Annotated in this window: 10 protein-coding genes; 5 read left to right on the top strand and 5 right to left on the bottom strand. The window is 75.2% G+C overall.

The window, feature by feature from the left end:
• The 5 genes from HOY81_RS25660 to mtnA all read right to left on the bottom strand — a co-directional run.
• Positions 1 to 447 (bottom strand): ComF family protein (locus tag HOY81_RS25660; RefSeq protein ID WP_368857741.1); only part of this gene is annotated, 447 nt, incomplete at its 3' end.
• Between the two features lie 68 nt (positions 448 to 515).
• Positions 516 to 2,330: an LpqB family beta-propeller domain-containing protein gene (locus tag HOY81_RS25655; RefSeq protein ID WP_237323092.1), complete on the bottom strand. Its 1,815-nt coding sequence runs from the start codon at positions 2,328 to 2,330 to the stop codon at positions 516 to 518.
• Entirely contained in the window at positions 2,320 to 4,149 is a 1,830-nt protein-coding gene (gene mtrB, locus HOY81_RS25650; RefSeq protein WP_272893302.1) for an MtrAB system histidine kinase MtrB, read from the bottom strand. Before mtrB ends, HOY81_RS25655 begins: the two co-directional genes overlap by 11 nt.
• Positions 4,150 to 4,205: 56 nt before the next feature.
• Positions 4,206 to 4,883 (bottom strand): two-component system response regulator MtrA, encoded by a 678-nt coding sequence (mtrA, locus tag HOY81_RS25645; protein ID WP_237323091.1) that lies wholly within the window; start codon positions 4,881 to 4,883, stop codon positions 4,206 to 4,208.
• Entirely contained in the window at positions 4,880 to 6,031 is a 1,152-nt protein-coding gene (gene mtnA / locus HOY81_RS25640; protein WP_237323090.1) for an S-methyl-5-thioribose-1-phosphate isomerase, read from the bottom strand. Before mtnA ends, mtrA begins: the two co-directional genes overlap by 4 nt.
• Before the next feature lie 148 nt (positions 6,032 to 6,179).
• On the opposite strand from mtnA, the gene HOY81_RS25635 reads away from it, so the two are divergent.
• The 5 genes from HOY81_RS25635 to HOY81_RS25615 are packed head-to-tail and all read left to right on the top strand — an operon-like array spanning position 6,180 to position 11,738.
• Positions 6,180 to 7,421, top strand: coding sequence for a hypothetical protein (locus HOY81_RS25635; protein WP_237323089.1), 1,242 nt, complete (start codon positions 6,180 to 6,182; stop codon positions 7,419 to 7,421).
• Positions 7,422 to 7,449: 28 nt separating this feature from the next.
• Positions 7,450 to 8,172: a DUF4129 domain-containing protein gene (locus tag HOY81_RS25630; RefSeq protein WP_237323088.1), complete on the top strand. Its 723-nt coding sequence runs from the start codon at positions 7,450 to 7,452 to the stop codon at positions 8,170 to 8,172.
• A complete protein-coding gene (locus tag HOY81_RS25625; protein WP_237323087.1) occupies positions 8,169 to 9,440 on the top strand; it encodes a DUF4350 domain-containing protein in 1,272 nt (423 codons plus the stop codon). The genes HOY81_RS25630 and HOY81_RS25625 overlap by 4 nt, the downstream gene beginning before the upstream one ends.
• Complete coding sequence (locus tag HOY81_RS25620) at positions 9,437 to 10,402, top strand: MoxR family ATPase (RefSeq protein WP_237323086.1); 966 nt, start codon at positions 9,437 to 9,439, stop codon at positions 10,400 to 10,402. Before HOY81_RS25625 ends, HOY81_RS25620 begins: the two co-directional genes overlap by 4 nt.
• Before the next feature lie 28 nt (positions 10,403 to 10,430).
• Entirely contained in the window at positions 10,431 to 11,738 is a 1,308-nt protein-coding gene (locus tag HOY81_RS25615; protein ID WP_237323085.1) for a DUF58 domain-containing protein, read from the top strand.
• Positions 11,739 to 11,953 lie beyond the last annotated feature (215 nt).

Below are 11,953 nucleotides of genomic sequence, written 5' to 3'. Positions count from 1 at the left end.
GTGACCGCGGGCCGCGGTCGCCCGGCGCGCCGACGGCACCGGCACCAGCACCAGGGGCCGCGCACCGGCCACGCCGCCGGGCCGGCCCACCGGCCCCGCGCCCCTGCAGCCCGGTCCCTCCGGCGCGGTCCCGGGAGGGGCCGCGAGAGGGGCCGTCGCGGCCTGTACGGACCGGGCCAGCACGGCACCGAGCGGCCCGGCGAGCCGCAGCGCCCCGCGCTCCTTGTGCGCGAGCAGCACGGCCCGCGCCTGGTCCGCGTACGGGAGGGCGGCATGGACGGCCGGCAGCCCCGGCGGCGGAGGGTCCGGCCGCACACGGCGGGGCCGGGCCCGGAGCAGCGCCTCCCGGCAGTGCGCACAGAGCCGCTCCGGGGCACGCTCCGCCCCGCACCCGGCGCAGCCACCCGGCAGCACCAGATCGGCCAGTTCCTGCCAGAGCCCCCGCATACCCCCACTCTCCCAGCACCGGGAGCGGTCCACCACTCCTGTGGACGACGGGGCGGAGGGCCGGGACGCTACCCCGGATAGACCGGCGCGGTGCCCTCCTCGGCGACCGTCTTCCAGTTGGAGTCGGGCGGGAGCCGGAAGATGCCGAGCTTGGTCTCGGCCAGCAGCGCGCTGCCCTCCTCCTCGGAGGCGGCGATCTGCTCCACGTCGTTGATGCCCGGCAGCGCCGGCTGGTTCGCCGTGGAGCCGTCCGTGCCGACGTACTGGAGCTGCTGCGCGCTGTGCGACTCCCGGCCCACCACCGCGAGCTGGCTGGGGCCGGCCCAGGAGGCCGTGACCACGTCCTGGAGCTGCGGCGCCACCGAGCGGGCGGCGGCGACGGCGACCTCCGGGTCCTCCCGGGTCCCGCCGCGCTGCACCCGGCCGAGCTTCAGGGTGCGGCGGCCGTCCGCCTCGCGCACCCGCATCGCGATGCGCACCCCGTCGGAGGAGACCCGCAGCGACTCGATGCGCTCGTTCTTGCCCAGGCTCGGGACGTCGACCTCCTCCGGCTCCTCCTTGCCGCCGCGCAGCCGCAGCAGCCGGGGGTTCCGGGGGTCGCGGTCGGCGATCCACAGGTCGCCCAGGCCGTCCCAGCTCGGCGCGCTGAGCCCGTCCGCCTCCTTCGCGGCGTGGCTCACCACCATCGGCTCGCCCAGCTTCCCGTCGGGGGCGAGCGCGGACACGAAGAGTTGCCGGCCGTCCAGGGTGACCGCCGCGGCCTGCCGCTCGTCGCGGCTGACGCCGACGGAACCGAACCGGAGCACCTCGCTGCCCAGGGCGCCCTCGACGACCTTCGGCTCCTCCCCGGGCAGGGTGGTCGCGACCCGGGACCGGCCGTCGATGAAGTACTGCCCCTCGCCCCGTCCGCTGAGCCGCCCGGGGGCGTAGAGCTCCGCCTCCTGGCGGGAGAGCTCGCAGACGGTCGTGCCGCCCGGACCGGCCAGCCGCACCCGGGTGACCTTGGCGGACGCCTGGGACTGGACGGTGTGCAGCAACTGAGCGGCCATCCGGGCACACTGACGCTTCCCGGCCTGCGCGCCCTCCTTGTTGAGCCGGACGTCCAGGCCGCCGGAGTCGTCCAGGGAGAGCCGCTCGCCGCGCGCCAGCCGGGTGCCGTCCGGGAAGGCGCTGCTCACCACCGGTCCGAGCCAGACGGTCGGGCCCTCCAGCAGCGACCTCACCGCCTCGGTCACCGGGTCGATCCGGCCGCGCAGATAGACGGGGTCGGCGACGAGCACCTTCTCCCCGCTGACCACGGACGCGCCGTCGGGGCCCAGCCGGGCGAAGTAGTACGTGTTCACGGAGCGGTAGATGCGCTGGAAGTCCGACTCGCCGAGGACCAGCCCGTCCGGCAGCATGTCGATGCGCCACCCCTCCTTGGTCTCGGTGAGGTGGAAGTCGCGGGTGTACTCGCCGTGGTCCGGGTCGTACGCGTGCCGGCCGTCGACCCGTGCGGTGCGGGTGCCGGAGACCTCGACGACGGAGCCCTTGCCGTCCGGGTCCTCCTCCCGGACGCCGGTGGCGGGCCCGCCCGCCAGCACGGTCGTGCCGGCGAAGGGGTCCCAGGCCTCGGCGGTCTCCTGGGTGAGGTACTCCTTCGCGGTGCTCAGGTCCGGCTCGTCGCTGGTCGTCGCCTCCAGGAAGCCGCGGACGATGTCCTGCGGGTCCTCGTCCTTCTGCGGGCTCACGCCGAAGACCCGTACCCGGGAGTCGCCCTCCGTACGGGGTGCGGAGTCGACCGGGGTCACCGGGCCGCTGCCCGGCATGGAGGCGCACCCCGAGAGCACGAAGGTGAGGGCCAGCACCACCGCCCCCGTCCGCCGGCGGCGCTCAGCGCCCATCGTCCGTCTCCTCTCCGCCGGTCGCGTGTGCCGCCGGCAGCCGGGTCTGGGTCGGCAGGGCCCCGTCCACCCCGCGCTTGCGTCGTGAGTCCGCCGGCTCCAGGGGTATCGGCGAGGCGTGCAGCGCCTCCCCCGCGGTCCGCGGCAGGGTGAGCCGGAACTGGGAGCCGCCGCCGGGCTCCCCCCAGGCCTGCAGCCAGCCGCCGTGCAGCCGGGCGTCCTCGAGCGCGATGGACAGGCCCAGGCCGGTGCCCCCGGTGGTGCGGGCCCGGGCCGGGTCGGCCCGCCAGAAGCGGTTGAAGACGCGGTTGACCTCGCCGGGCTTCAGCCCCACGCCGTAGTCCCGCACGGCGACGGCGGCCGCGCCCTCGTTCTCCGCGAGCCGCACCACCACGTCCCGGCCCTCGCCGTGCTCGATGGCGTTGTCCACCAGGTTCCGCAGCACACGTTCCACCCGGCGGCCGTCCGCCTGCACCACCACCGGACGCTCGTCGCCGTGCACGACCAGCCGGCAGCCCTTGACGTCGGCCAGCACCTCGCTGCCCTCCACCACCCGGCGCACCACGTCGCGCAGGTCCGTCGGCCCGGCCTCCAGCGCGGCGGCGCCCGCGTCGAAGCGGGATATCTCCAGCAGGTCGCCGAGGAGCGACTCGAAGCGGTCGAGCTGGCCGATGAGCAGCTCCGCGGAGCGGGCGGTGGCCGGGTCGAAGTCGTCCTTGCCGGCGTGGATGACGTCGGCGGCCATGCGCACCGTGGTCAGGGGCGTGCGCAGCTCGTGCGAGACGTCCGAGACGAAGCGGCGCTGCATCCGGGACAGCTCCTCCAACTGCTGGATCTTGCGGTGCAGGTTCTGCGCCATCTTGTTGAAGGACTCGCCGAGCCGGGCGATGTCGTCCTCACCCGTGACCTTCATCCGCTCCCGCAGCCGCCCCGCGGCCAGCCGCTCGGAGATCCCGGCGGCCATCCGGACGGGCGTGACCACCTGGCGCACGACCAGCCAGGCGATGGCGCCCAGCAGCACCACCACGAAAGCGCCCGCGCTCACCAGCGTGCCCTTGACCAGGTTGAGCGTCTCCTGCTCCTGCTGGAAGGGGAAGACGTAGTAGAGCTGATAGGGGTCGCCGTTCACATCGCTGACCCGCTTTCCGATGATCAGCGCGGGCTCGGTGGCGCCGCCCTCGCGGTGGAGCTGCGCGTACCGCTGGTGGGTGCCCTGCTCCCCGTCCAGCGTCGTCCGCAGGTCGTCGGGGATGGTCTCCTCGGGCAGGATGCCGCCGGAGGAGCGGGCGCCGCGCGGCCCGGACCCGTCGCCCGCCAGCGGGCTCCGGTCGATCTCGGAGCTGAGCACCACCACCGAGTAGACGCCCTGGCCGCCGCTGGCGAGCTGCTCGACCAGATAGGTCAGCCAGGTGCTGGTGGACTGGGGCCCGCCCGTGGTCCCGGAGCCGCCCTGCGCGTCGGGGAAGCCGCGGATGCCGCTGGAGTCGTCCGCGGCCCGCTGGGCGAACTCGAAGCCGCCCGCGGCCTGGCTCTGCGCGCTCTGCTTCTTGGCCTCCAGCAGGCCGTTGCGCATCTGACCGGTGACGACGATGCCGAGCAGCAGCACCACGCAGAGCGACATCAGCAGCGTCGCCGCGACCACCCGGAGCTGGATGTTCCGCCGCCACAGCCGCATGGCGGGCAGCAGCGGACGGCGCACCAGCCGCAGGAACATGCGGAAGACGGGGTGCGCGCGGGTCCCCGTCGCCGCCCCCTCGGGCAGCAGGCCCTCCGGCAGCAGCGCACCCCCGCCCTGCCGCAGTCGTCCGATCCTGGACATCTCGCTCACCTGGTCCGTGCGGCCCCCGCGAGCGGGGGCCGCGCCGGTCCGGGTTCTCACCCGGGCCCGGCCTTGTACCCCACGCCGCGCACGGTGACCACGATCTCCGGGCGCTCGGGGTCCTTCTCGACCTTCGAGCGCAGCCGCTGGACGTGCACGTTCACCAGCCGCGTGTCCGCCGCGTGCCGATAGCCCCACACCTGCTCCAGGAGCACCTCCCGGGTGAACACCTGCCACGGCTTACGGGCCAGGGCCACCAGCAGGTCGAACTCGAGCGGCGTCAGGGCGATGGACTGTCCGTCCCGCTTCACCGAGTGACCGGCGACGTCGATCACCAGGTCACCGATCGCGAGCTGCTCCGGCGCCGGCTCCTCCGACCTGCGCAGCCGCGCCCTGATGCGGGCCACCAGCTCCTTGGGCTTGAACGGCTTCACGATGTAGTCGTCGGCGCCGGACTCCAGACCGACGACCACGTCGACGGTGTCGCTCTTGGCGGTCAGCATGACCACCGGCACCCCCGACTCGGCCCGGATCAGCCGGCACACCTCGATGCCGTCCCGGCCGGGCAGCATCAGGTCGAGCAGTACCAGGTCCGGCTTGGTCTCCCGGAAGGCGGCGAGCGCCTTGTCGCCGTCCGAGACGAACGACGGTTCAAAGCCTTCGCCGCGCAGCACGATGCCGAGCATCTCTGCCAGTGCGGTGTCGTCGTCGACGACGAGGACGCGTCCCTTCATGCGTTCATCATCCCATTACCCGATCGTGACTCTCCCGATCGTGACACGGAACACCATTCCGCCAGCCCTTCGCGGCTGACGGGGGTCACCACGCCACGTTCGGTGACCAGCGCGGTCACCAGCTCGGGCGGTGTCACGTCGAAGGCGGGGTTGTAGACCTCGGCGCCCGCCGGCGCCGAGGCGTGCGGCCCCCGCCGCTCCTGCTCCCTGCCCGGTCCGCCCTCGGCGCCCGGCACCCAGCCGATCCCGGTGACCTCCCGTCCCGGACGCTGTTCGATCTCGATCGCCGCCCCGTCCGCCGTACCGGCGTCGAGCGTGGTCGTCGGCGCCACCACCACGAACGGCACGCCGTGGTGCCGGGCCAGCACGGCCAGCGGATAGCTGCCGACCTTGTTCGCCACCGACCCGTCCGCGGCGATCCGGTCCGCGCCGATCAGCACGGCGTCCACCCGCCCCGCCGCGAACAGCGAACCCGCGGCGCCGTCCGCCAGCACGCTGTACCTCATCCCCGCACGGGCCGCCTCCCAGGCCGTCAGCCGTGCCCCCTGCAACAGCGGGCGGGTCTCGTCCACCCACAGCCGGTCCAGCCGTCCGGCGCGCTGCACGGCCCGGGCGACGGCGAAGGCGGTGCCCTCGCCCCCGGAGACCAGCACGCCGGTGTTGCAGTGCGTGAGCAGTCGCAGACTACCGGCGGGCGCCAGCTCGTCCAGCAGCGCGCCGCCGTGCGCGGCCATGGCGGCGCTCGCCGCCGCGTCCTCCCGGTGCAGCTCCCGGGCGGCGGCGAGGGCGGCCGCGGCCGCCGCGGAAGCGTCCGACCCACCGGCCAGGGCGGCCCGGTGCGCCTCTGCCGCCCGCCGGACCCCCAGACCGAGATTGACCGCCGTGGGCCGGGCCGCGGCCAGCCGCTCCGCGGCGGCCGGCACGTCGTCGCCCCGGGCGGCGGCCAGTGCGACGCCGTACGCCCCCGCGAGGCCCAGCAGCGGCGCGCCCCGCACCGCCAGCGCCCGGACGGCCGTCACCAGGGCGGGCACGTCCGGGCACACCCGCTCGACCTCCTCGGCGGGCAGCCGCGTCTGGTCCAGGAGCACGACCGCCGGTCCTTCGGGCGGCTCCGTCCAGCGCAGTACGGGTGGGTGCTGATCAGCCATCCACACAGTCTGCCTGCTGCGGCAGCCACGGATGAAGCTCTCGGAGGCCGGAACGGCCCGCGCGGCGGCCACCGGAGGCATGGGCTCCGTCCCGGCGCGGCACCCGTCGTGGCACGATGGCTGCCAACCAGGCGAAGGAGTGGCAGAAATGAACGACTCTCCGGGCTGGGCCTCGCCCGGATCCTCCCCCTCCGATCCCGAGGAGGAGCGGGGCCGGGACGCGCCCCAGGACACCCCGCGCACCCCGCCCACGGAGCAGTCGCCGAGCCACTGGTCGGCGCAACAGCCGCCCCCGGCCCCCGGCCCGGGCTGGGGCGCCCCGCCACCCGGCCCGCCCGGCCCCGCCGGCTGGACCGCCTGGAACGCGCCACCGCCCGCGGCCAAGCCCGGCGTCATCCCGCTGCGGCCGCTCGGCGTGGGGGAGATCCTGGACGGCGCGGTCTCCACCGCCCGCGCGCACTGGCGCACGGTGCTGGGCATCGCCCTCGGCGTCGCCATCCTGATCCAGCTCGCCTCGACCGTCGCCGTCGGTCTCCTCCTGCGCGACAACACCAGCTTCGAGGCCCTGCAGAACGACCCCAACCCCAGCTCCGAAGAGGTGATGGACGCCCTCACCGGCACGCTCAGCAGCACCGGCATCACCCTGCTGGCCACCCTGATCGGCACCGTGGTGGCGACCGCGATGCTCACCATCGTGGTCAGCCGGGCCGTGCTGGGCCGCTCCGTCTCGATCGGCGAGGCCTGGCGGGAGGCGCGCCCGCAACTCGGCCGCCTGCTCGGGCTGACGCTGCTGGTGATGCTGATCGTCCTGGGCGCCTTCCTGGTCGGCCTGGTGCCCGGCCTGGCCCTCGCACTCACCGGGGCGACCGTCGGCGGCGGCGTGCTGGCCACCTTCGGCGGCATCGCGGGTCTGCTCGCCGGAGTCTGGCTGTGGGTCCGCTACTGCCTCTCCGCACCGGCCCTGATGCTGGAGCGGCAGGGAGTGCTGCCCGCCCTGCGGCGCTCCGCGAAGCTGGTCCGCCGGTCCTGGTGGCGGGTCTTCGGCATCCAGATCCTCGCCTGGCTGCTGGTGCAGATCGTCGGCTTCATCGTGCAGATCCCCGCCTCCGTGGTCGGCGGCGTCGTGGACGGCCGCGGCCTGGACAACTTCCTCGGCGGGGAGGCCACCCCCACCTTCACCTGGCCGTACCTGATCATCGTGGGCATCGGGGCGGTGATCTCCTCCACCCTCACCCTGCCCCTCAGCGCCGGCATCACCGCGCTGCTCTACATGGACCAGCGCATCCGGCGGGAGGCCCTCGACCTCGAACTGGCGCGGGCCGCCGGCGTGCCGGACGACGGGGCCCCGGGCGGCCCGACGCCGCCGCCGAGCCCCGCCGCGGGGAGCTGACCCGGTGACGGGGGCGACCGGGAGTCCCGTGGCGGCACGCGCCCTGCCGGCGGCACTGCCCGGGCACGCCCCCGCCCAGGACGACGACGTCCCGGTCACCGTCCCCCGCGGTCCCGCCCGCCGCGCGGCGGAGGACGAACTCTCGGACCCGGCGTACCACCAGGACGACCCCGGGCTGGTCCGGCGCGTGGTGGACTGGCTCTGGGAACACCTCACCGAGCTGCTGGACGCGGCCGGCGACGCCGCCCCCGGCGGCGCCGTGGGCCTCGCCGTCATCGTGCTGGTGGTCCTGCTGCTGCTCGCTGCCCTCTGGGCACGGCTGGGCAGCCCGCGCACCCGGCGCACGGCCGGGGACGGCGGGCTCTTCCCCGAGCGGCCGCGGAGCGCCGCCGACCATCGCGCGGCGGCGGAACGGCACGCGGCCGACGGCCACTGGAGCGAGGCCGTCCAGGAACGGATGCGTGCCCTTGTCCGCTCCCTGGAGGAACGCGCGCTGCTGGAACCGCGCCCCGGCCGCACGGCCGACGAGGCCGCCGCGGAGGCCGCCCGGGCCCTCCCCGGGCACGAGGCCGGACTGCGGGCCGCCGCCCGCGCCTTCGACGAGGTGACCTACGCCGGCCGCCCCGCCGGCCAGGACGCGTACGCCCGCCTGCGCGCACTCGACGAGGACGTGCGCAGGACCCGGCCCCGGCCCGCGGAGCACAGCGCGGCCGGCGCAACGACCGCCGTCCCGCCGGGAGGACACCGGTGAGCACCACCTCCGCCTCACCCACCGCCCGGCAGCTCTGGAACCGCGCCCGCGGCCTGCTGGCCGGCGCCGCCGTCCTCGCGCTGGCCGGGGTGATCCTGGCCGCGGTGCGCTCCGGTGAGGACCACGGGCTGCTCGACCCCCGCTCCCCCGACCGCCACGGCAGCCGGGCCGTCGCGGAACTGCTCGCCGAGCGCGGCGTGGACATCCGGGTCGTCACCACCTCCGCCGAGGCGGCCCGGGCGGCGGGCCCCGGCACCACCGTGCTCGTCACCCGTCCGGACGCCCTGAGCGACCGCCGGCGCGCCCGCCTGGGAAGCCTTCAGGAGCGCGGCGGCCGTACCGTCCTGCTGGCCCCCGGACCGGCCTCGCTGCCCGCTCTCGCCCGCGGCACGCGGCTCGGGGGCGCGCCGGTGGAGGCGCAGCCCACGCCCCCGGACTGCCCGTTCCCCACCGCCGAGCGGGCCGGCGACGTCCATCTCGGCGGCCTCCGCTACCGCACCTCGGTCCCGGACGCCGACGCCTGCTATCTCCGGCAGGGCCTGCCCACGCTGGTACGGGTGCCGGCCGCGGAGGGCGACGGCGACACCGTGCTGCTCGGCGCCCCCGACCCGCTCTACAACCACCGCCTGGACGAACTCGGGAACGCCTCGCTCGCCCTGCAACTCCTCGGCTCCCGCCCGCATCTGGTCTGGTACCTCCCCTCGCTCTCGGACACGGCCGCCGGAGGCGGCGACCGCGGCTTCTTCGACCTGGCCCCGGACGGCTGGACGTGGGCCACCGCCCAACTGGCCGTCGCCGCCGTCCTGGCCGCACTGTGGCGGGCCCGCCGGCTCGGGCCGCTCGTCACCGAGGACCTCCCGGTCGCCGTTCCCGCCTCCGAGGCGACCGAGGGACGCGCCCGCCTCTACCGCCGGGCCGACGCCCGCGACCGCGCCGCGGAGACGCTCCGCGCGGCCGCCCGCGCCCGGGCGGCCTCCCTGACGGGCGTACCGCCCGGGCAGGCCGATCACCCCGGCGTGCTGCTGCCGGCCGTCACGGGCCTCCTCGACCGGCAGCCTCCGGCCCCCGCGCCCGCGGAGTCCCCGGGACAACGCCCGCTTCCGGAACCGCACTCCCTGCTCTTCGGCCCCGCTCCCCCCGACGACGAGACACTGGTCGGCCTGGCCCACGACCTCGACCGGCTGGAGCGCCGTCTCGCCCCCGCGCCCGGCACGGGCCGCTCCTCCTCTCCGTACGCACCACCGACAGACAAGGACCGCACCTCGTGAGCGCCTCCGCAGCAGACAGCGCCCGCAGCGCCCTGGAAGGCCTGCGCACCGAGATCGCCAAGGCCGTCGTCGGGCAGGACGCCGCCGTCACCGGACTCGTCGTCGCCCTGCTCTGCCGGGGACACGTGCTGCTCGAAGGCGTCCCCGGAGTCGCCAAGACCCTGCTGGTGCGGGCGCTCGCCGCCAGTCTCGAACTGGACACCAAACGCGTGCAGTTCACCCCCGACCTGATGCCGAGCGACGTCACCGGCTCGCTGGTCTACGACGCCCGGACCGCGGAGTTCTCCTTCCAGCCGGGCCCCGTCTTCACCAACCTGCTGCTCGCCGACGAGATCAACAGGACACCGCCGAAGACCCAGGCCTCCCTGCTCGAAGCCATGGAGGAGCGGCAGGTCTCGGTGGACGGCACACCCCGGAGCCTCCCGGAACCCTTCCTGGTGGCCGCCACGCAGAACCCGGTGGAGTACGAGGGCACCTACCCCCTGCCCGAGGCCCAGCTCGACCGCTTCCTGCTGAAGCTGAACATGCCGCTGCCCGGCAGGGAGGACGAGATCGGCGTCCTCACCCGGCACGCCTCCGGCTTCGACCCCCGCGACCTGGCGGCCGCGGGAGTACGGGCCGTCGCCGGCCCGGAAGAGCTCGCCGCCGCGCGGACCGCCGTCTCCGGGACCTCCGTGTCGCCGGAGATCACCGGCTATGTGGTGGACATCTGCCGTGCCACTCGTGAATCCCCCTCCCTCGCTCTCGGCGTCTCCCCGCGAGGCGCCACCGCACTGCTCGCCACCGCGCGGGCTTGGGCCTGGCTGACCGGACGCGACTACGTCATCCCGGACGATGTGAAGGCGCTGGCCCTGCCGACCCTGCGGCACCGTGTCCAGCTCCGCCCCGAGGCGGAGATGGAGGGCGTCACCGCGGACAGCGTCATCACCTCGGTCCTGGCTCACGTACCGGTCCCGCGCTGAGGCACCACCGACGGAAGGCGGGCTGATCATGGCACTCACCGGCCGCGCGGCGCTGATCGCCGCACTCGGAGCGCTCCTCGTCGGGCTGCTGCCGGGCTGGACCGGCCTGCTCGCCGTCGAAGTCCCCCTGCTGCTCGCCATCCTCTACGACCTGCTCCGCGCCGCGCCGGTGCGGAAACTCCGGTTCACCCGAACCGGTGATACGTCAGTTCGACTCGGAGAACGGGCGTCCGTCTCCTTGGTGGTCACCAATCCCTCCTCCCGCACCCTGCGGGCCCGGGTACGGGACGCCTGGCCCCCCAGCAGCTGGCGAGCGGGAGAGGGGCACACCGCTTCGCGGCACCGGCTGACGCTCGCTCCGGGCGAGAGCGCACGCCTCACCACGACGCTGCACCCCGGCCGCCGGGGCGACCGGCACGCCCACCGCGTCACCGTCCGCTCCCACGGCCCACTCGGCCTGGCCGCCCGCCAGGGCGGCCACCACGTTCCCTGGACGGTGCGCGTGCTGCCCGCCTTCGAGAGCCGCAAGCACCTCCCCGCGAGGCTCGCCCGGCTGCGCGAGCTGGACGGTCGCACCAGCATCCTCACCCGGGGCGAGGGGACCGAGTTCGACAGTCTCCGCGAGTACGTGCCGGGCGACGACACCCGTTCCATCGACTGGCGCGCGACGGCACGGCAGTCCACCGTCGCGGTCCGCACCTGGCGGCCGGAGCGCGACCGGCACGTCCTCGTCGTGCTCGACACCGGCCGCACCTCGGCCGGCCGTGTCGGCGACGCCCCCCGGCTGGATGCCGCCATGGACGCCACTCTGCTGCTCACGGCACTCGCCTCCCGCGCGGGCGACCGCGTCGACCTGCTCGCCTACGACCGCCACACCCGAGCCTCGGTACGCGGCCGCACGGCCCACGACGTCCTCCCGGCGTTCGTGGAAGCCATGGCACCGGTGGAGCCCGCGCTGGTCGAGTCCGACGCCCGCGGGATGACCGCCACGGCGCTCCGGCTGGCTCGCCGGCGGTCGCTGATCGTGCTCCTCACGGGACTCGAGACGTCCGCGGTGGAGGAGGGCCTGCTGCCGGTGCTGCCGCTGCTCACGCAGCGCCACACGGTCGTGCTGGGCGCCATCGCCGACCCGAGGATCGAGGAGATGGCCCAGGCCCGGGGGACCGTCGAAGGGGTCTACGAGGCGGCCGCGGCGACGCGGACCCGGGCGGAACGCCGCAGCACGGCGGACCGGCTCCGCCGCCACGGCGTGCTCGTCGTCGACGCCACGCCCGACAGCCTGGCTCCCGCACTGGCCGACACCTATCTCGCCCTCAAGGCCGCCGGCCGCCTCTGAGACGCGCGGACCACGTCGGGATGCGGCACCCCGCGGGTCGTGGGGCGCGGGGACGGGAAACCCTCCCCGGAGGAAACCTCGGGAAAACCCCCCGGAAACGCAGAAAGGCCCCGCCAGCATCACACCGGCGGGGCCTTCCCCACGCATTGTTCGGCGGCGACCTACTCTCCCACACACTCCCGCATGCAGTACCATCGGCGCAATGAGGCTTAGCT

The organism is Streptomyces sp. JJ36 (assembly GCF_021696945.1).
Taxonomy (GTDB): Bacteria; Actinomycetota; Actinomycetes; order Streptomycetales; family Streptomycetaceae; genus Streptomyces.
This window is presented reverse-complemented; position numbering and strand designations above follow the sequence as displayed.